At 62.6% G+C, this 18,845-nt stretch carries 18 protein-coding genes; 7 read left to right on the top strand and 11 right to left on the bottom strand.

The window, feature by feature from the left end:
- Positions 1–194 precede the first annotated feature (194 nt).
- Positions 195–800, bottom strand: a complete 606-nt coding sequence (locus tag GR303_RS07685; protein ID WP_161722522.1) for a VTT domain-containing protein — start codon at positions 798–800, stop codon at positions 195–197.
- A gap of 160 nt (positions 801–960) precedes the next feature.
- Here GR303_RS07685 and GR303_RS07680 point away from each other — a divergent pair, with 160 nt between their 5' ends.
- Positions 961–2,460, top strand: a complete 1,500-nt coding sequence (locus GR303_RS07680; RefSeq protein ID WP_343038419.1) for a phospholipase D-like domain-containing protein — start codon at positions 961–963, stop codon at positions 2,458–2,460.
- A gap of 3 nt (positions 2,461–2,463) precedes the next feature.
- On the opposite strand, the gene GR303_RS07675 is transcribed toward GR303_RS07680, so the two are convergent.
- Both GR303_RS07675 and GR303_RS07670 read right to left on the bottom strand, forming a co-directional pair.
- Positions 2,464–3,408, bottom strand: coding sequence for a putative bifunctional lysylphosphatidylglycerol flippase/synthetase (locus tag GR303_RS07675; RefSeq protein WP_161722524.1), 945 nt, complete (start codon positions 3,406–3,408; stop codon positions 2,464–2,466).
- 92 nt (positions 3,409–3,500) lie between these two features.
- The gene (locus GR303_RS07670) at positions 3,501–4,265 is read right to left on the bottom strand and encodes an endonuclease/exonuclease/phosphatase family protein (protein WP_161722525.1); all 765 of its coding nucleotides are present in this window, start codon (positions 4,263–4,265) and stop codon (positions 3,501–3,503) included.
- Positions 4,266–4,674: 409 nt separating this feature from the next.
- Between GR303_RS07670 and serA the strand changes: the two genes are divergently transcribed.
- The 3 genes from serA (at position 4,675) to GR303_RS07655 (ending at position 7,374) form a co-directional block, all read left to right on the top strand.
- On the top strand, positions 4,675–5,922 hold the full coding sequence (serA, locus tag GR303_RS07665) for a phosphoglycerate dehydrogenase (protein ID WP_161722526.1): 1,248 nt from the start codon (positions 4,675–4,677) through the stop codon (positions 5,920–5,922).
- Positions 5,923–5,938: 16 nt separating this feature from the next.
- A complete protein-coding gene (locus GR303_RS07660) occupies positions 5,939–6,610 on the top strand; it encodes a hypothetical protein (protein ID WP_161722527.1) in 672 nt (223 codons plus the stop codon).
- A gap of 239 nt (positions 6,611–6,849) precedes the next feature.
- Entirely contained in the window at positions 6,850–7,374 is a 525-nt protein-coding gene (locus tag GR303_RS07655) for a hypothetical protein (RefSeq protein ID WP_161722528.1), read from the top strand.
- Between the two features lie 24 nt (positions 7,375–7,398).
- Here GR303_RS07655 and GR303_RS07650 read toward each other — a convergent pair whose 3' ends face one another.
- The 4 genes from GR303_RS07650 to GR303_RS07635 are packed head-to-tail and all read right to left on the bottom strand — an operon-like array spanning position 7,399 to position 11,859.
- A complete protein-coding gene (locus GR303_RS07650) occupies positions 7,399–8,358 on the bottom strand; it encodes a Rossmann-fold NAD(P)-binding domain-containing protein (protein ID WP_201751942.1) in 960 nt (319 codons plus the stop codon).
- Between the two features lie 16 nt (positions 8,359–8,374).
- On the bottom strand, positions 8,375–9,337 hold the full coding sequence (locus tag GR303_RS07645; protein ID WP_161722529.1) for a pyridoxal-phosphate dependent enzyme: 963 nt from the start codon (positions 9,335–9,337) through the stop codon (positions 8,375–8,377).
- A gap of 3 nt (positions 9,338–9,340) precedes the next feature.
- Positions 9,341–10,729 carry a M20/M25/M40 family metallo-hydrolase gene (locus tag GR303_RS07640; protein ID WP_161722530.1) on the bottom strand — a complete coding sequence of 463 codons (1,389 nt, stop codon included), beginning with the start codon at positions 10,727–10,729 and terminating at the stop codon, positions 9,341–9,343.
- Between the two features lie 14 nt (positions 10,730–10,743).
- Positions 10,744–11,859, bottom strand: a complete 1,116-nt coding sequence (locus tag GR303_RS07635) for an aminotransferase class I/II-fold pyridoxal phosphate-dependent enzyme (RefSeq protein WP_161722531.1) — start codon at positions 11,857–11,859, stop codon at positions 10,744–10,746.
- A gap of 179 nt (positions 11,860–12,038) precedes the next feature.
- Here GR303_RS07635 and GR303_RS07630 point away from each other — a divergent pair, with 179 nt between their 5' ends.
- Together GR303_RS07630 and GR303_RS07625 are read left to right on the top strand one after the other, a co-directional pair.
- On the top strand, positions 12,039–13,154 hold the full coding sequence (locus tag GR303_RS07630) for an aminotransferase class I/II-fold pyridoxal phosphate-dependent enzyme (RefSeq protein ID WP_161722532.1): 1,116 nt from the start codon (positions 12,039–12,041) through the stop codon (positions 13,152–13,154).
- Complete coding sequence (locus tag GR303_RS07625) at positions 13,151–13,795, top strand: helix-turn-helix transcriptional regulator (protein ID WP_161722533.1); 645 nt, start codon at positions 13,151–13,153, stop codon at positions 13,793–13,795. The genes GR303_RS07630 and GR303_RS07625 overlap by 4 nt, the downstream gene beginning before the upstream one ends.
- Here the strand turns inward: GR303_RS07625 and GR303_RS07620 are convergent.
- Positions 13,786–14,619, bottom strand: a complete 834-nt coding sequence (locus GR303_RS07620; RefSeq protein WP_161722534.1) for an inositol monophosphatase family protein — start codon at positions 14,617–14,619, stop codon at positions 13,786–13,788. The two genes, GR303_RS07625 and GR303_RS07620, sit on opposite strands and share 10 nt — an antisense overlap.
- A 127-nt stretch (positions 14,620–14,746) precedes the next feature.
- Complete coding sequence (locus GR303_RS07615) at positions 14,747–15,727, bottom strand: S1C family serine protease (protein ID WP_161722535.1); 981 nt, start codon at positions 15,725–15,727, stop codon at positions 14,747–14,749.
- A gap of 276 nt (positions 15,728–16,003) precedes the next feature.
- On the opposite strand from GR303_RS07615, the gene GR303_RS07610 reads away from it, so the two are divergent.
- Positions 16,004–16,303, top strand: a complete 300-nt coding sequence (locus GR303_RS07610; protein ID WP_246205443.1) for a hypothetical protein — start codon at positions 16,004–16,006, stop codon at positions 16,301–16,303.
- A 420-nt stretch (positions 16,304–16,723) separates the two neighbouring features.
- On the opposite strand, the gene denD is transcribed toward GR303_RS07610, so the two are convergent.
- Together denD and GR303_RS07600 are read right to left on the bottom strand one after the other, a co-directional pair.
- A complete protein-coding gene (gene denD / locus GR303_RS07605; protein ID WP_161722536.1) occupies positions 16,724–17,704 on the bottom strand; it encodes a D-erythronate dehydrogenase in 981 nt (326 codons plus the stop codon).
- A 126-nt stretch (positions 17,705–17,830) separates the two neighbouring features.
- Complete coding sequence (locus GR303_RS07600; protein ID WP_161722537.1) at positions 17,831–18,841, bottom strand: TRAP transporter substrate-binding protein; 1,011 nt, start codon at positions 18,839–18,841, stop codon at positions 17,831–17,833.
- Positions 18,842–18,845 lie beyond the last annotated feature (4 nt).

Raw genomic sequence — 18,845 nt, 5'->3', positions numbered from 1 at the left:
ATCCTGATGACAAGCCCTATCGGATGAAGCGCAGGCAGGGCAAACGGGAGCCCTGCCTCCTTGGATGCGCTCATCGAAAGCGAACTGCGTAAATTATTAGGCGGTTCCCGCGATTGACAACGGCCAGGCCTCAAATCCTTTGCGATGGCTTGCCCGGACTTCGGGCACAGAGACGCAGTTTCGGGCAGCCTGCCTCAGGAGGCTCCCGATGCCTTGAACCGTACGACCCGGTAGACGTACCAAGCAGCCAGCATGGCAACGACAATGTTCGAGACCGGATTGAGCCATTCCGAAACTTGCTCGTACTGGCTCTCGAGCAGGTAGCCGGCACCGGCCAGAAGAAGAGTCCAGAGAGCGGTTCCAAGGGAACTCCAGACCAGGAATATCGGGATCGGGACGCAGTTCACCCCCGCCGGGACGGAAATAAGCGACCGGATGGCCGGGATGAGGCGTCCCATAAAGAGAGCCGTTGCCTGATGGCGCGAGAAGAAGGCTCTCGCTTGGTCGACCTCATCCGGATGGAGCGTGAGCCAACGGCCATGCCGGGCGGCAAAGCGCTTCAGGCGCCGCGGGCCGATCCAGCGGCCGACCAGGAACCAGAGATAGGCTCCCGCCAGGGACCCGATGGTTCCCGAGAGCACCACCCCTGCGAAGCTGAGCGTCCCCCTGGCTGCGGAAAAGCCTGCCAGCGGCATGATGAGCTCCGAGGGAATGGGCGGGAAGACATTCTCCAGCAGCATCAGAAGGGCGATGCCTGCATATCCGGCCTTATCGATCAGGCTGACGATCCAATCGAACACTCGCTTCTCCCTCTCTGAAGGGTTGGAAGGGAACCTGCCCCCAAGTCCTTAACCGCAGATGAGCCATCGATCACAACGCCCGGTGCCACTTCGTTGCACAGCCGGAACCTTGGCTTCTATCCCGAGTTGGCAAGGTGAAGCTATTGGGATGAAGGGCGACGTGCAGCTATTGGAACAAACCACCGGCCTGCAAACACTCAGCGCCGCCTGGGAGGCGGCGGAGCTGCCGCCGGGTTCCATCCTGCGGCCTGGGCAGAATTGTTGGCGCGTCGCGTGCGCGGCAAGGGCTGGCATCCTGATCGACGGAGCCGCATACTTCTCCCGCCTGGAAGCGGCGCTGCGGGCCGCCCGGCGATCCATCATGATCATCGGCTGGGATTTCGATGGGGGCATCCGGCTGCGACCTGATGTGAGCCCCGAGGAGTCGCCTCCTCTCGGGCAACTCCTGCGCTCTCTGGTCGAGGCGAGGCCGGATCTTGAGGTGCGGGTTCTTGTCTGGAGCGTCGCGGTCGTTCATGCCCCAGGGGCTCCGGGACCGCTCATCTTCGGAGCGGACTGGCAAAATCACCCCCGGATCCAGGTCAAGCTTGACACCCACCATCCGCTTTACGCTGCTCATCATCAGAAGATCGTGAGCATCGATGACGACCTGGCCTTCGTCGGCGGCATGGATCTCACCGTCGAGCGCTGGGATACCGAGCGCCACGCCTGTGACGATCCGATCCGGCTGCGGGAGGACGGGACGGTTTACGAACCCGTCCACGACCTTCAGATGGTCGTGGACGGGGAGGCCGCGCGCTCTGTTGCCGAGGTGGCCTACGGCCGGTGGAAATTCGCTACTGGGGAGGATCTTCATCCATCTCCAACTGCCGAATCCGACCCTTGGCCGTCCGGCCTCGACCCCGATTTCGTGAATGTGCCTGTTGCCATCGCGCGCACCTACCCGGCCTGGGGGGAGCAGCCCGCGGCACGGGAAGTCGTCGCCCTGACGATCGATGCGCTTTCCGCGGCCGAGAGGACCATCTACATCGAGGCGCAATACATGACGGCGCCTTGCATCGGGGACGTGCTTGAGCGGCACCTCGCCAGCCCGGACGGTCCGGAAATCGTGGTCATCCAGACGCACGAGTCCCACGGCTGGGCCGAGGAACTGGTCATGGGCACGAACCGCGACCGCCTGATCCGCAGGCTGCGCAAGTCAGATCCCCATGATCGCCTTCGGGTCTACTACCCTGTGATTCCCGATGGAAAGGGCGGAGAGTGCCAGGTTCTGATCCACTCCAAGATCATCATCGTCGACGACGTATTCCTACGCATCGGATCGTCCAACCTGAACAACCGTTCCATGGGTCTCGACAGCGAGTGCGACCTCGCCATCGAGGCTACGAATGGGGAGATGCGCCAGACGATCGCCAGCCTGCGCGACCGCCTGCTGGCGGAACATCTGTCCACCCAGCCGGACATCTTCTCGCGTGCTCTGCTCGATGAAGGCGGCTCCCTGATCCGCGCCATCGACCGGCTCAATGCAGGGGAGCGGGGCCTTCGCGCGTTCCGCGCCATGTCGGACGACGGGCCTGATGCTCCGGCCCCGGGAACGAGCCTTCTCGACCCCTTGGAGCCTTTCGAGCCGCTGTCCCTGTTCCGGCGCCGCAAGGACTGAGCTTCAGGCCTTTGCCCCCACGCGGGGATTGGCCGGGTATGTTCCACCCTGCCGCCCCAGGATCAGTTCCGTCGCCGCGAACAGAAGCCCCCCAAGGGCGAGGGGAACGAGGAAATAGACGAACCGGAAAACCAGGAGAGGTCCGATCAGATCCGCCTGGGGCAAAAGGTACATGACCACGCTCTCGATCACGCCAAGCCCGCCGGGCACATGACTCACGAGCGCCGTGGCGTTGGCGATCACATAGACGGACGCCACGCCCAGATAGGCTACGTCGGCGATAGCTGCGAGGGCCTGATGGAGGCAGGCTGCCACGAAAGCGAAGTTGATGGAGCCGACGAGAACCTGGCCTATGGCCAGGCGCAAGGACGGCACCTCGAGGTTCCAGCGGCGGATCCGCAGCGGGCTTCGCACCAGAGCTGCCAGCACGAGGTAGATCAGCGGAATGGCGAGGCAGCCGGTGCCGAGGGCGATCACGAGTGGCTGCCTCAGCCCCGTAATCTCTACGGCCAAGCTGGTGCGCAACAGGAGCGCCGCGCCGCCCAGCGTCAGGAGGCCCAGACCAACAGTGATGCCGCAGAAGACGACCACCTTGGCGACCTCCCCTGCCGTAAGCCCCCAGCGGCTGTAAAAGCGATAGCGGACCGCGCCGCTGCTCAATGCCGCCAGCCCAATGTTATGGCCGAGAGACAGGGCCGTGAAGGAAGCCAGCGCAGCCTTCGGGTACGGCAGGGGCCGACCGACATAGCGCAATGCCAGGTAGTCGAAGAAGGTCAGGGTCATGTAGCTGGCGGCGGCGAAGCCGGCCGCACCTGCAAGCTTGGCGGTCGGTACGGCGGCCACTGCGCCGATCAACTCATCGAGGCTGTAGCGGCTGAGCGTGCGGTAAAGCAGGAAGGCTGCAAGGCCAATGGCAGCCGCAGCGACCATGTATTTCCAGTTCCGCATCCGCTCTCCTGATCCCGAGGGGCTCTGCCGGGCGTCAGTCCGGCTCCGGAAGCTAAACGCGACGGGTCGGTCAACGATCCGCCCGCCGTCCCTCATTCCTGTGCATAGGCCAGACGGGGCTTATGCCTCTTCCCTTGTGCGACCTGGAACTCGACGAGGAGCGGGAGGTGGTCCGATGCGACGCGAGCCAGGGGCGTCCGTACGGTCTCCACCCGCAGAACCCGGATCGCGCGGCTGACGAAGACATGGTCGAGGCGCAGCATCGGCAGGCGGGAGGGGAACGTGGCCTTGGGGCGTGAAGACCCGACCTGGGCCTGAGCGTCCCAAAGATGGGCAGCCAGCCGCCGGTAGGCCCGCGAGCGTGGAGTAGCGTTGAGGTCTCCGACGAGGATCACCGGCTCCCGGCAGGCCTGGTGGCCCAGCCAGTGGGCTCCCAGGAGGGTATCGACCTGCGCCAGCCGTTCGTGCCGACGCAGCCCGAGATGGGTGTTGATGACCTGGACCTCGGCCCCCCCGATATTGATCGCAGCCCAGAGGGCGCCGCGCGGTTCAAGCCCCGGCAGTCCTGGAAGAGCCGCCGCCTTGACGAGTTCCGACGGCCTGTGGGTCAGGATGGCGTTGCCGTACTCCTCCTCCAGGACGCGCAGACTGGCATGAAAGTGGACCTGCATGCCAAGCGCCTTGGCGATGGCATGGGCCTGGTCGACGCCTCCGGTCCGGGCTCGCCCCACGTCGAGTTCCTGAAGGGCGACCACATCGGGCTCGAAGGCGGCGATCACGTCCGCGATCCGCGTGGGAGACAGTTGACCATCCGTACCGAGGCACCGGTGCACATTGTAGGTCAGGATTCGCGGCACTTTGCCCCTTCTCTTCCTGTTCTGGCCTGGAACGGTTCCATGGAAGGGAACCAGATGGTTCGGTGGGACAAACTCATATTTCCGGGATTGGATCCCGCATGGGCGGGACCGACAGGAGGCATGCTCGGCGAGGCACAAGGCCCTGGACAAAAGGAACGGGAGCCGTGCGTACATCCGGCACCGGCTCCCGTCCTGTCTGGCCGGCTGCAGCCGCAACCGGATTGGCTCATGATAGCCCAGGCACATCGAAGCGGATCTGCGAATTGGGGGTATGGGCCGTATCCTCTCGGAGATGGAACCGACCCCGGGCTTGGCAGTGCCGGAATTGTTCTGCCCCGCAGAACCGGGAGGGTTTTCGCAGCCGCTCTGGCGCGCTATGGCAGGCCGTCATGTGGTCCATGGAGCTGAGATGACCGAGATGTTCTCCCTTCAGAAGGATAAGATCCGCGTTCTGCTGCTCGAAGGCGTGAACGAGAGTGCCGTCCAGCTGATCCGGGATGCCGGCTATACGAATGTGGCTTACCTCAAGACCGCTCTGGACGAGGACGCGTTGGTCGAAGCCTTGCAAGGCGTTCACCTGCTTGGCATCCGTTCCCGGACCCAGCTGACCGGCCGCGTGCTGGATGCCGCCAACAGGCTGATCGCTGTCGGCTGCTTCAGTGTGGGCACCAATCAGGTCGACCTGGATGCTGCAAGGCACGCAGGAATCCCCGTCTTCAACGCTCCGTTCTCCAACACCCGAAGCGTGGCCGAATTGGTCGTCGGCGAGATCGTCATGCTGCTGAGGCGCGCTTTTCCGAAGTCGACCGCAGCCCATGCGGGCCAGTGGGACAAGTCCGCCGCCGACAGCCACGAGGTGAGAGGCAAGACGCTCGGCATCGTCGGCTATGGCAACATCGGCTCGCAGCTCTCCTATCTGGCCGAGGCCATGGGCATGCGCGTGATTTTCTTCGACCAGACGGACAAGCTTCGTCACGGCAACACGGAACCGGCCGAGAGCCTGCATGCGCTGCTGGCCCAAAGTGATGTTGTAAGCCTGCATGTTCCCGAAACACCGGCAACGCACGGCATGATCGGCCGGGCCGAACTCGCCGCGATGAAGAAGGGTGCGTACCTTATCAACAACAGCCGGGGCACCGTGGTCGATCTTGATGCGCTCGCGGATGCCCTGAAGAGCAAGCACCTGCGGGGAGCCGCCATTGACGTCTTTCCCGTCGAGCCCGCCTCCAACAAGGAGCCGTTCGTGAGCCCCCTGCAGGGCCTCGACAACGTGATCCTGACGCCGCATATCGGCGGCTCGACGGAGGAAGCTCAGGAGCGGATCGGCGCTGAAGTGGCCAAGAAGCTGATCGACTATTCGGATGTCGGCACGACAGTGGGCGCCGTCAATTTCCCACAGGTGCAGCTGCCGTCCAGAGCCACCGGGACACGCTACATTCACGTGCACCGGAACGCGCCCGGCATGCTGGGCCGCCTCAACAGCGCCTTCTCTCAGCGTGGGCTCAACATCACGGCCCAGCATCTGCAGACGGATGGAGAAATCGGCTACGTCGTGATCGAGGTGGAAGGACTGCCGGAGCAAAGCCGGGAAACGCTGGACGAGATCCGTGCGCTGGATGGAACCATCCGCGCCCGCCTGCTCTACGCCCGCGGGTAGCTGGCTCAAGGAAAACATGGCGACGTTCCTGAAGCATTCGCCTTCAAGACGTGGTACCGTCCAGCGTTCCCCATGGCGAGGAGCCGGATGCACAGGCTACCTGGTGCAGCCGTGGAACGGTGACCGCGGGATTCATGCCAAGTTGTTCGCCCTCTTCCGAAAAGTGGTTGCCAGTTTCACGCGCACGACAGGAATGCCCGCCATTACCGTGCAGGAGACGGAGGGTGTGCTGGGTGAAGCGCCCTCGGTCGGTGAAGGCCGGCAGCCGGATGAGACCCACCGCCCGCGGCCTTCCTCAACCGCTACCCTGGAACGTCAGCTATCCGACGTGCTGGGCTCCCTTCCGCAACAGACGTCATTCGACCCGGACCGCCCGACCGACATGAACGAATCCATCGACACTCTCGCCCAGCAGATGCTGACCCTCGTCGAGATCGTCTCGGCCCAGGAGAGGGACATTAAGGTTCTCAAAGAGGAATGCCGCAGGCTGCAGGAGCATGACCAAGCCATTGCGGTCGCCTTCTCAACCTTCTTCCACATCCTCGCAGCAGGACGTGTGGCCAAGTTGAGCGAGATGGCCAATGTCCTTAATCACATCACGCAGATTGCGGAGCAGGAAGGCAGGCCCGCCGCATCGATCAAATTCCTGAAGGATCTTGCAAGCCTGCTCCCTGAAGATAAGGGCTGACGATCCTAGATCTGGCTGACCATTGGCAAGATCCCCCGCTTAATCGTCTGTTTACTCTGTTGCTTTACCATCGCGGGAGGTCGGATCGGAGGCAGGGAGCCCGCTTCCGGCATCTGTGAAGCTCGGGGCGGCGAAGGCGGGCTGTATCGATGGAGAGGGCAGAAGCCACAGTTGAGAGTGCGACTGAAACGGGCCTGGCTCCGGCCATCCATTCGGGCTCTCGCAACTTTGGCAAACCCATGGCTGCTCAGGTCCGCAGTCGTATCACCGACAGCTTCACCGCAGTCGAACTCCATATCGAGCAGGACAACCATCCGCCGGCGCTCGTCACGTTCTACCGCAGGGTTGCTGCATCATTCTCCATCCCGGAAGGGGAAACGGAGGCCTCCAATAGAGCTCACCTCCTTGCGGGTCTCAGGAGCAGCCTCGGGAAGCTCCACACTAGACAGGCCAAAGCATCGAGACGCACTTACCTCGTTCACGCTCGGGAGCAGCTTCTGATCGAGCGGCAGAGACTGATTCTCAAGAACGAGATCATCCAGGGTTACGGGCGCATCGAGGTTTGGCTTCTGTCGGTCGCCTCCCTGTCCCTCCTGATGTTCAATTCCGTCAGCCTGCTGTGGGCCTTGCCCCCACTCGCTCTGAGCATCGGCCGGTCCTGGTATTTGGACCGGCAGTGCAAAATGCGTCTTAGAACGGTGTCCGAGATCGATGCTCTCATCGGACGCATCGAGGGGGTGCTGCAGGATCCGCCGTCAACCTAGCGTACCATGAGCAGCATCATGCGCTCAGGATCGTCCTAGGACGGCGGACGCCATCACGATGTCCTGGACGGCAAGGCCGGAGAAGGTGGAAACGGTGATCTGGTTCGGTGCGCTGCGGCCCTGTGCCTTCGCTTCTATGATTTCGCCGATTTCGGCGACCTTGCTCATGGCTAGGTCATCAGCGCCGTAGGCATGACCCAGCTCTCCCCGGGAACGGGCTTGGCTTCGGCTGTCCGTCACCACAAGATCGGCATTGTAAATGATGGAGCGGTCCAGCTCCTGCTTGTCGGCGCTGTCGGCGCCGATGGCTGTGATGTGCGTTCCGGGCCGGATATCCTCCCACTGCAGCAGGGGCTTCGGGCTTGCCGTCGCCGTGACGATGAGCCGACTGCGCGCAGCGACCTCCGAAGGTGAATGCACGACGTCAACCAGGAAATCCTTGTCTCGCATCTTCTGTGCATAGAGCGACACACGCTCGGGATTGCGCCCCCAGACGGCGATTCTGCGGCACGGCCGCACAGTCTGGAGAAGCTGCACCTGAAGCTCCGCCTGGATGCCGCTTCCCAGAACCCCGATCGTGTCCACCTCGTTCGGGGCCAGATGCTTGGCGGCAACGGCCCCTGCTGCGGCCGTGCGCAGATCCGTCAACCGACCCCTGTCGTTCAAGACAGCGGTCAGCTCGCCCGTCTCCTTCCTGAAGACGAGAAGGAGCCCGTCGCTGCTGCTCAAGCCTCTCTGAGGGTTGTTCCAGAATCCGGATGCGATCTTGACGACATAGGTCTCGCCTCCCCGTATATAGCCGTACTTGAGATGAACCTCGCCCGGCGGATCGTCGAACAGGAGTTCACCGGGAACGGGCACGACGGCTTCGCCCCGCGAGAAGGCGGCGAAGGCCCCTTCCATAAGGCCGATGAGATCGACGTTCTCGAGGCGCCGCTCGATCTGCGGGAGGTCGAGGATGATCGGCAGGTTGGCTCGATCCATGATGTTCTTCCGGATTCTAGCTGTAGAGAACCGAGAAGATCTTGCTGTGGTCGAAGTTGGCGCCGCACAGCACCACGACGTTCCTTTGACCACGGCAGCGCCCGGAAACCTTGAGAAGCCCTGCCAGCGCGAGAGCAGCCGCGCCTTCCACGATCTGGTTTTCCCTGTAGGCAAGCTGCTTCAGTGCATCGGCGATCTCCGCCTCCGTGCAGGAGACGACCTCGTCGACGACGGCCATGGCAAGCGGCAGGGTCATGCTGTCCTCGTCCATGCCTCCGGCAACCCCATCGGCCAAGGTCTCGAGATGCTCGGTTTCGACGACGCGCCCTGCAGCAATGGAAGCCGCGAGCGCCGCCGAGTTCTGCGCGGCTACGCCGAAGATTCTCGTGCCCGGAGAGAAGCTCTTGAGAACCGAGCCGATGCCGCCGATCAGCCCGCCGCCGCCCATGGCGATGAAGACATTGTCGATCTCCTCGGCCTGCTCGAGCAGCTCAAGCCCGATCGTGCCCTGCCCTGCAACGATTTCAGTATCGTTGTAGGGCGAAACATAAACAAGATTGCGATCCTTCGCCTCTTTCTGCGCGTGCAGTTCGGCCTGTCCGCTCTCCGCCCCGTGCAAGATCACGTTCACATTATAGGAACGGATCTTGTCGAGCTTCGCGGGAGCGACCGTTTCGGGAAGCACGATGGTCAACGCCTGTCCGATCGAGGCGGCGGCCTGGGCGGAGGCGATCCCGTGGTTTCCGGATGAAGCCGTGATGACGCCGCGCTCGATGCCGAGGGAGGTCATCTTGCTGGCGGCACCGCGAATCTTGAAGGAGCCGGTGAGCTGAAAGTTCTCGGCCTTGAAGAAGAGGGATGAGCCGATGTCTCGCCCGATCTGCCGCGAGGGCAGAAGCGGCGTTTCGTAGATATGGGTGCGGATGCGACGGCGCGCCTGCACCGACCGGGCCGCAGCCTGAAGAACAAGGCTGTTCATGGTTCACTCTCCTGCTCGGTTGCTGAGCCTTTCGGCCGCCTCTGCTGTCTGCCGGCGGCCCCGCTCCGCAAGCTTCTGGAAAAGACCGGCCGAGCATTCGATCATGGCGGAGAACTGCTCCACGATGATGTTCTCGTTCGGCGAGTGGAGCATGGCCCCGTGATGGGTGATCCCGATGCCGACGATGCTGGCGCCGAGCTGCTCCACGAAGGGATGGGATGTACCGGAGGCCGGGGAACTCGGCTGGATGATGGGCGGAAGGCCGAAGCAGGCTTCGAGCATTTCCCGAGCGTCCTGGATGAACCAGTGATCCGTAGCCGACCTGACAGGCTTCACATTGGCATCGTGCACCACGATTTCGATGTCGCCGAATCCTGCCCGATCAAGGTGGGAGCGAAGGAGGGTGACAACCTCCTGCGGGTCCTGATCGGGAACGAGGCGGAAGTCGATCTTGACGCTTCCTTCTGCCGGCAGCACGGTCTTTGCCCCTTCGCCGGCATAGCCGCCGGAAAAGCCGTTGACGTTCATGCAAGGGCTGAAGTTCATCGCCCGGTAGAAGCTTGCCTCATCGATCCCACCGAGAGCCCGCTGCCCGCCGGTGGCCTGAACAAGGCTCTCGAAGGTGAACGGAGGCTCGGCAGACAGGGCCTCCTCCTCGCCGGCAGGTTGGCGGATCCTGTCGTAGAAACCCTCGATCAGCACCCGTCCAGACGGGTCGCGCAGCGAGGCCGTCGCTGCCGCAAGACGCCAGAGCGGGTTGTCGAAGACGGCTCCGAGACTAGAATGAAGATCGGCTTTCGCCGTCCTGCAGCGCAGTTCGAGCGCCATGACGCCCTTGAAGCCGCAAAGAACGATGGGACGGCCGCTCGTGTCGATTTCGCCGTACTCCCACCAGCACACATCGACACTCTCGCCCTGGAAGCGGGTTTTGAGAAAATCCTCGACCGACGGACTGCCGATCTCCTCCTCCCCATCGACGAGCCAGATCAGTCTGAAAGGCAGCGGGCCGGGGCACTGCTCGCGGAACAGTCGCCATCCGGCCAGGCGGCTGACGAACTCGCCCTTGTCGTCGGCCGCTCCACGCCCATACCAGCGTCCGTCGCGCTCGCTCAGCTCGAAGGGAGGGCTGTGCCAGAGAGCAACAGGATCCTCAGGCTGCACGTCGTAGTGATTGTAGATCATGACGGTCAAAGGACCGCCGCCCACCTCGCCCACGACGAAGGGACCAACCTTTCCAGGGTGAACCTCCGTCCGGAAACCAGCCTCTGCGAGAAGATCGCGAACGGCATCGGCGCATTCGGCCAACCCTTCCCCGCGCGCACTCACCGATGGGAGTGCAACGAGCCGCCGTAGATCTTCCTTTGCGCGCAGCAGGCGATGACTTTCCAGCATGGCTTGAACCCGCCTCAGGAAAGTCCGTGACGGGAGAGAAATCTGTCGAGGCGCGCAAGTCCCTCCACAAGATCCTCTGCCTTCACCCCGATGCCGATGCGGATGTGGTGCTCGATCCCGAACCAGCTGCCTGCGACGACAAAAACGCTCTCCTGCTCACGCAACTCGTTCGACAGGTGCTCGGAAGGCATGTCGAAGTCATATCGCAGAAACGCCATTCCACCGGCTGCCGGACGCTGCCAGGACCAGCGGTTCCGCGTCTCGACCCACTGCCCAACGATGTCCGCGTTCTTGCGCAGCAAGGCCCGCCCGCGCGCCAGGATGCGCTCACGGTTCTCCGGCTCCATGACGGACGCGCCGAGCATCTGGCTCAGGATCCCGCTGCCGATGGTCGTGTAATCCTGCCGCTTGGCGGCTTCCGAGATCACCACCTCGGGAGCGACGATCCATCCCAGGCGCAGACCGGGGCATGCAAAGGACTTCGAGAGGCTGCTGGTGATGATGACGCGGTCATACGTCCCGTAGAACGTCTCCGTCTCCTCCCCGTCGATCTCGCCGCCGCGGTAGATCTCATCGACGAGGAGCCAGGCTCCTGCCTTTTCCGCTGCCTCCAACAGAACCTCCCGGCTCTTGCGCGACAGGACGGCTCCGGTCGGGTTGCCGGGATTGGTGACGGCGATCATCTTCACGCCCTCGGAGATCGCATCGGCTAGCCCCTTCGGATCGATCTGCCATCCCTGATCGGCCAGCAGGGGAAGCCGCCGGACATTCATGCCGAGGGCGCGCCCAAGCCCATCGACCTGCATGAAGTTGGGAACTGCGAAGAGAATCCTGTCCTCGGGCTCGACCAGTGCCATCAACGTGACCATCGTCGCTTCGGACGAGCCGTTGGTGACCAGCACGTTGGAGGCCGAAGCGCCCGGGTACCACCGGGCGATCCCGGAGCGAAGGTCCGGACGTCCATCCGTCCAGCCATAGCCAAGCGGCAGCCGCAGCAAGGACTGAGCTTCGTCGGATGGAAGGATCTCCTCGATCGTGCAGGGATGCACCCCGCTTTCGGTGAGATTGATCTCGACGCCGTTTTCGTAAAGCGTCTGGTTCCGTTCCATCAGAAAAGTATCGAACTGCACCCACATGCTCCATTTTGGAGGAAGCTGCAGACCTGCTCTGCGCCAGTTCCTCCCATGCCGCCTCGCGAGGAGCGGACCATGCCAGGGGAATTTTTGAACCGTCAAGTCCAAATTGGACTTTATCGTCTAAATCCCGAGTGCTACAGAGCCGAAAGATTTGTTTTTCACCGCGAGGATCCATGAAGATCGAAGAGTTCACGCTCGAGCGCATCCAGTCGCTCTATGAGAACACGGTCGAGTACAATCTGTCCGACAGCGGTGTGCACCCCTATTCCCTCCGGGAGCTCCTCACGCCGGAGCAGCAGAACCAGCTGCTCGACGTGGAACTGGGTTACGGCTGGACGAATGGCCGCGTGGAATTGCGCCAAGCCGTCGCAAACCTCTACGCCAACCGCGGCGGCGACGAGGTGATCGTCACCAACGGATCGGCGGAAGCCAATTTTCTCATCGTGATGTCGCTTCTCGAGCCCGGCGATGAGCTGATCGTCTTCGTTCCCAACTACCTGCAGATCTGGGGCTGGGCTCGCGCCATCGGCGCGACCGTGAAGGAGGTTCTGCTCCGCGAGGAGCTTGGATGGGTTCCGGACCTCGACGATGTGCGGAAGGCTGTCTCCAGCCGCACCAAGATGATGACGATCTGCAATCCCAACAACCCGACGGGAAGCGTCCTGCCGCTCGAGACGATGGGCGGCCTCGTGGCCATTGCCCGGGAGCATGGGATCTACCTCCATGCCGACGAAGTCTACAAGGGGGCGGAGCTGGAGCAGGAGGAGCCTCCGAGCTTTGCCGATCTCTACGAAAAAGCCATCGTCACGAGCGGCCTCTCGAAGGCAATGGCGCTTCCCGGCCTGCGCATCGGCTGGCTCGTAGGGCCTGCCCAGGAGATCTACGCCTCGTGGCAGCGCAAGGACTATACGTCGATCACCACATCGGCAGTGAGCGAGTTCGTGGCCGAGATCGCCGTCCAGCCGGCCAAGCGGCAGGAGATCCTGTCCCGCAGCAAGCGGATCCTGCGCGAGAATCTGGCCCTCCTGCAGAGCTGGGTGGATGCCAACAAGGACCTGTTCTCGTTCGTGCCTCCGAAGGCCGGCGGTATGGCCTTCATCCGCTATGCCATGCCCATGAACTCGACCGAGCTCGTGCACCGCATGCGCGAGGAACGCAGCATCATGCTGCTGCCCGGGGACGTCTATGGCATGGATCGCTACATCAGGATCGGCATCGGCGCTCCAGCCCATCATCTTGAGGCAGGTCTCGAACGGCTTGCCGAGTTCGTCCGCTCGGAACTGTCATGAGTCGAGCTCAAGAGGCACAGCCCAGGCCTGCGCTGCCGTCGGAGCTCGCCAGCTATGTTCCCGTCTGCGATGCCATTGCCCTGCTCTTCCGGCCTTACGCGGAGGTGGTGCTTCACGATCTCTCCACCGAGACGGTCGTGCATCTCTCGAACCCGTTTTCCAAACGGGAGCTTGGAGAACCTTCCCTGCTGCATGAGATCGACTTCAAGCCGTCCGATACGATCATCGGTCCTTACGAGAAGGTGAACTGGGATGGAAGGCGCATCAAGTCCGTCAGCGCCGTTCTGCGATCCGGCATGAGGGCTGTCGGCATTCTCTGCATCAACGTGGACGTTTCGCACTTCCATGCGGTCATGCAGACATTGACGGCCTTGGTCGCCGTGCCGCAGACCGCTGAAAAGCCTGCCTCATTGTTCAAGGAGGACTGGCACGAGCGGATCAACGAATACATCCAGAGCTGGACGCGCGAGCGCGGCCTGACCATTGCCGAGATGAGCCGCTCGCAGAAGCAGCAGCTCGTGATGGATCTCGCAGGAGACGGAGCTTTCGGCGGCCGCAACTCGGCGGCCTACATCTCCCGCGTGCTCGGCCTCGGGCGGGCCACGGTCTACAACTACCTTCGTCGGATGGATCAATCCTGAGACGCGAGCAGCGCGTCGCGCACGGCCTGCCAGCTTTCCCTGTCGGGCGCTGAGATAAGGCCGCCGCTGCGATTGACGGGCCGGTAGGGAGAGCCGTCGAAATGCGCCGTGTAGCCCCCCGCTTCGCGATGGATCAGCCATCCTGCGGCATGGTCCCACGGCATGACGCTCGATGAAAAGGAAAAATGCAGGTGGCCGGCCGCGATCAGGCGGTAGGTATGAGCCGAGCAGCGCAGATCCGCTGCCATCGCCACCTTCGGCAGACGCCCCGTAACCATGGGCCGGAGTTTCTCCGGAAGATAGCGCCAGGAGACATTGCCGCTCATTTGCGCCAGAGGCACGGGGGATGCAACCTGGAGGGACCGGGTGCCGCCATCGGGACGCTGGATCCAGGCTCCCTCGCCTCGCACCGCGATGGCCCAATCGTCGGAGATCGGGTCCAGGATGACCCCACAGACCACTTCGCCTCTCGCTACGACAGCAGCGATAACGCCGAAGAGAGGCAGTCCGGATGCGAAGTTCAGCGTGCCGTCGACAGGATCGAGGATGAAGGCCAGATCGGCCTCCGCCAAGCCATCGAGCAGCCGAGGATCGCGGCTTACCCCCTCCTCCCCGAGGATGAGCGCTCCGGGATAGCGGCGACGCAGCTCGGTCTCCATGACCCGTTCGGCGGCCTCATCGGCATCCGTCACCAGATCGAGTTGAGACGTCTTGGTGCGGACGGCCCCGGTCGAAAGGTTCCGAAAGCGCGGCAGGATCTCGGCCTGTGCCGTGGTCCTGAGAAGCTCTGCAAGATTCAACGCGTCGGCTCGGGAGAAGGTCATGAGCGTGGAAGCGTCCAGTTTTGTCGATGGATCGGCAGCATAATGAGCAGCATAATGATAAATGTTCCCGCCTCAGTCAGGGAGGCCCACTCATGCTTCGTCTCGGAAGCATCATGCAACATCCCGATCACTGGAGCCGTGGCGTCTTCATGAAGCGGCCTCTATCCGCGGATCGAACGGCGACGTCGAACCTGTCACCCTCCCGCTCAAGGGTGAGCGGAACGTCAACGCCGGCGTGACCCAGCGCCCATATGGTACGGTAGAATTCGGCCAGGGATCCTACGGTCCGGTTGCCGACCGCATGAACCCGGTCGCCGGCCCGCAAACCGGCCCGCTGCGCCGGAGCATCTCCCGCGAGGCCGATCACCGTGATGTGGTTGTCCTCGGTCTCGGCGACATAGAAGCCGAGCCATGGCCGCGGCTGACGCTTGACATGGCCAAGGGTGAGAAGATCGTTGAGGATCGGTTTCAGGAGGTCGATGGGTACACTCATGTTGAGGGGCACCACCGTGCCGCCCGACGTCTGGTGCTGAAGCTGGAGCGAGCCTATGCCGACGAGGTCGCCCCGCGGGCCGATCAGAGCCGTTCCTCCCCAGTTCGGATGCGCCGGCGCCGTGAAGATCGCTCCGTCGATGAGATACTCCCAATACCCGGCGAATTCCTGACAGGCCACGACCTGTGCCGCTAGGGAATGGCTTTGCCCGCCGCTGCCGGCGACCACGACCGAGTCTCCCGGCGCAAGACGGCGCGAGTCCCCCAAAGCCAGGACCGGCACACCCAGGGGCTTCACGGCTTGGACGAGACCGAAGCCGCTCTCGTAATCATAGGCGAGCACATGCGCCTGAACGGCTCGGCCCGTCCTCGTGGTGAGCCAGATCTCCTCCGCCTCTGCAATCAGGTAGCCGATGGTGACGACGAGGCCGTCATCGCGAATGACGACTCCCTGCCCTGCCCTTTCGGTACCAAGCGTCTCAGCCGTGAAGGCATCGTCGGGAACTCGCGCGCGGAGGGACACGACGGCAGCCAGAGCCCCCTGCAGGTCATAATCAAGGGCATGAGGATCGGGCTGGAACTCGGGAGGAATTTCCCATTCATCGGGTGTTTGCATGAAAAGCTCCCCAAGCTCTCTGCCGAGAGGCAGCACGTCTGAAGATGGCAGGAAACCGGCTCCCTTCAACCGGACTTGCCTTTTTGCCACACAAAAAGCCGTGATCTGATCGCCATGAGCGCTTCTGCGATCCGGAAGCCCTAGCAGCCCAAAGGGGCTCTGGACTGGTTCGGCAGACGGGTTGCTCACCTTGTCGCCACGCGACACCCAAGGCGGGCGGAAACTTCGGCGCCTTATTCGCGTTAACCCAGACCATATGAGGCGCGGGGGCCCGCTATGCTCGACAAAGATTTTGCCTTTCACGGTTCCGCACACCCCACCTATATGCTCTCTCGCACTCGGAGCAACAGACCTTCCTTGCCGATTCCGGTTCAGGAGCATCTGGGAAGGATGCTGAGGGCAGATTATTTCGAGAGAAGCGACAAGCCTCAGTATGTGGGTGATCCAGCCCTGCCGCTGGAGTTCATTCCTCATCTCGACCGCCTCGCGCGCTCCGAACATACGGCACGCCTCAATCGAATCCGCGAACAAGGAAGAAAAGCCGTTGCGGACGCCCTTTCGGGGCTGGTCCTGTAAATTAGCCACCGAAGCGGGTTCCTTACCGAGGCTTTCCGGAACCTCCGCCCATAAACGATCTTTCCCTGTCATGAGGCATCAAAGCGGAAGAGCGGTCCTGAGACAGGCCTTCAGAAACCTGGAGCACGAAGTGCCAGGCAAGGTCGCCACTGTCCTGCGCAACCTCAGGCATCCTCAGGCACGATGGATCAGACTGCCCGCAGGAATTCTGCTCATCCTCGGCGGCATCTTCGCCATCCTGCCCTTTCTGGGTTTCTGGATGCTGCCCTTGGGCCTTCTCCTGATAGCTTATGACCTGCCCTTTCTCCGGAAGCCTGTTGGGCGCTTTACAATCTGGGGCATCGAAAAGTGGCGAGCGCTTCGGCATTGGGTAGCGGCAAGATGGCGCCGGCCTTAGCCGCAGATCTGGTCTTTGCCAGATCAGGCAGGAATGGACCCGCCAAGCTCATCCTCGATATAGACGAAAATGATCTCGTCGAAGCTTGCCTCGGCTCGAAACCCGAGACTTTCCGCGCGCCGAGCATCGAAGCGGCGCGGCCACCCTTCGACGAAACGGATGATTGTCGGATCGAGCTCCTGCCGGATGCGGGCGGCGAAACGCTCGCCGGCCACACGCCGCATTGCATCGATCTGCTCGGCCACGGTCACGGAGACGCTCGGCATCGTCAGGTTGCGCCGGGGACCGACCTCCGCCGTATCGAGCGTCGCCGCATGGATCAGGAAGTTGACCGCAGATCGTGGCGAGGCATGGGAGTGGCGCACATCCAGTGGCACCGGCAGAACGGCCTCCTGGCCGTTCAGGGGCTCGCGGATGATGCTGGAGAAGAAGCCGGAGGCGGCCTTGTTCGGCCTGCCGGGTCGCACACAGATCGTCGGCAGCCTGATTCCCACACCATCGAAGAAGCCGCGCCGCGAATAGTCAGCGAGGAGCAGTTCGCCGATCGCCTTCTGTGTACCGTAGCTGGTGAGCGGCGTCAGGAAGAACTCGTCTCCGATAGCCTCCGGAAAGGGCGCTCCGAAAACGGCAATCGAGGATGTGAAGACCAAACGCGGGCAATACCCGTCACCAATGAGACGAATGGCATCGAAGAGGAAACGGGTTCCGTCGAGGTTGATCCTATATCCCTTCTCCAGATCTGCCTCGGCCTCGCCCGAGACGATGGCAGCCAGGTGGAAGATGACGTCCGGCCGGTTTGCCACGAGCCTTTCCGCCTCTCCGGGAGCGGAGAAGTCGGATGTGAGCGTATCGACCGGGAACGGCGCGTCAGGCCGGAAAGGCGTTTCCACGTCATGCAGGATCAGACGCGAGATTGCTGTTCCGCCGAGTTGCCCCTCCTGCACCAGACGGTCAGCGAGCTTGCGTCCGACCATGCCGGCCGCGCCGAAGATGAGGATTTGCATTGGCATGATCCAATCACAAGGCAGCGGATCCATGCACCCCAGGGACTCCGCTCCGGCCAAGACGATCAAGAGAAGCACTGTCCGGAGGTCGCTCCGGACAGTGCTCTCGACAGGAGGGGATGAGCTTTACTTCTTGCGGATCTTCTCCAGCTCGTCCTGCATCATCTTGACGGTCTCGGAGCCGATCGTAGCGGCGTGCTTCTCCCAGACGGGCTTCGCCTGCTCGCGCATGCGCTGCGCTTCCTGTGCATTGAGCTCGTTGACGACGATGCCGGCCCCCTTGATCTTGTTGAGCGACGCTTGAGACAGCTCGCGGGACACCTTGCGCTGCTCGTCGCGGGCAACCACCGCGCATTCCCGAAGCGCCGCCTGCTCATCCTTGGACAGCCCATCCCACAGCTTCTTGGAGTAGAGTACGAGGAACGGGGTATAGGCGTGGCGCGTCACCGACAGATACTTCTGGACCTCGTAGAACTTGGAAGTGTCGATGGTGACGAAGGGATTCTCCTGACCGTCGATGGCCTTGGTCTCAAGAGCGGTGAACACCTCGCCGAAGGCCATGGGCACCGCATTGGCCCCCATGTTCTTGAACGTGTCGAGAAACACATTGTTCTGCATCACCCGAACCTTGAGGCCTTTGAAGTCCTCCCACTTCTCAACCGGGCGGCGTGAGTTGGTCAGGTTGCGGAAGCCGTTTTCCCAATAGGCCAGGTTGACGAGCCCGGCGCCTTCCAGCTTCGCATCGATATGCTTGCCGAAGCTGCCGTCGAGGACTGCATCCGCTTCCTGCTCATTGGCGAAGAGGAACGGCAGGTCGAAGACGCCAAGCTCCGGCAGGATCCCGATCAAGGGCGAGCTGGATGTCACGACCATCTCCTGAGTGCCCGAGCGGAGCGCCTGTGTGGCTTGAAGGTCGCCGCCAAGGGCATTGCCCCAGAAGCCCTGAACCTTCAGCTTGCCGCCCGACTTGTCGGCAAGACAGGTCCTGAACTTCTCGACCCCCTTCCCATTCGGATGGTCTTCGTTCACGCCGTTCGACAGGCGAATACTTCTTTCGCTGAACTGCGCGTAGGCAGGTGCGTTGGCGAGAACGGTTGCTGCAATTCCGGCAGCCAGTGCAAATTTGAGCGCCTTCATGGTT

It is taken from the genome of Microvirga arsenatis (genome assembly GCF_009910705.1).
Classification (GTDB): domain Bacteria; phylum Pseudomonadota; class Alphaproteobacteria; order Rhizobiales; family Beijerinckiaceae; genus Microvirga; species Microvirga arsenatis.
This window is presented reverse-complemented; position numbering and strand designations above follow the sequence as displayed.

What these genes read in the sequence shown, in the direction of transcription:
- GR303_RS07675 (WP_161722524.1), bottom strand. Translation starts at nt 3,408, where the DNA reads ATGCGGAACTGGAAATACATGGTCGCTGCGGCTGCCATTGGCCTTGCA.
- serA (WP_161722526.1), top strand. Translation starts at nt 4,675, where the DNA reads ATGACCGAGATGTTCTCCCTTCAGAAGGATAAGATCCGCGTTCTGCTG.
- GR303_RS07660 (WP_161722527.1), top strand. Translation starts at nt 5,939, where the DNA reads ATGGCGACGTTCCTGAAGCATTCGCCTTCAAGACGTGGTACCGTCCAG.
- GR303_RS07655 (WP_161722528.1), top strand. Translation starts at nt 6,850, where the DNA reads ATGGCTGCTCAGGTCCGCAGTCGTATCACCGACAGCTTCACCGCAGTC.
- GR303_RS07650 (WP_201751942.1), bottom strand. Translation starts at nt 8,358, where the DNA reads ATGGATCGAGCCAACCTGCCGATCATCCTCGACCTCCCGCAGATCGAG.
- GR303_RS07645 (WP_161722529.1), bottom strand. Translation starts at nt 9,337, where the DNA reads ATGAACAGCCTTGTTCTTCAGGCTGCGGCCCGGTCGGTGCAGGCGCGC.
- GR303_RS07640 (WP_161722530.1), bottom strand. Translation starts at nt 10,729, where the DNA reads ATGCTGGAAAGTCATCGCCTGCTGCGCGCAAAGGAAGATCTACGGCGG.
- GR303_RS07630 (WP_161722532.1), top strand. Translation starts at nt 12,039, where the DNA reads ATGAAGATCGAAGAGTTCACGCTCGAGCGCATCCAGTCGCTCTATGAG.
- GR303_RS07625 (WP_161722533.1), top strand. Translation starts at nt 13,151, where the DNA reads ATGAGTCGAGCTCAAGAGGCACAGCCCAGGCCTGCGCTGCCGTCGGAG.
- GR303_RS07620 (WP_161722534.1), bottom strand. Translation starts at nt 14,619, where the DNA reads ATGACCTTCTCCCGAGCCGACGCGTTGAATCTTGCAGAGCTTCTCAGG.
- GR303_RS07615 (WP_161722535.1), bottom strand. Translation starts at nt 15,727, where the DNA reads ATGCAAACACCCGATGAATGGGAAATTCCTCCCGAGTTCCAGCCCGAT.
- GR303_RS07610 (WP_246205443.1), top strand. Translation starts at nt 16,004, where the DNA reads ATGCTCGACAAAGATTTTGCCTTTCACGGTTCCGCACACCCCACCTAT.
- denD (WP_161722536.1), bottom strand. Translation starts at nt 17,704, where the DNA reads ATGCAAATCCTCATCTTCGGCGCGGCCGGCATGGTCGGACGCAAGCTC.
- GR303_RS07600 (WP_161722537.1), bottom strand. Translation starts at nt 18,841, where the DNA reads ATGAAGGCGCTCAAATTTGCACTGGCTGCCGGAATTGCAGCAACCGTT.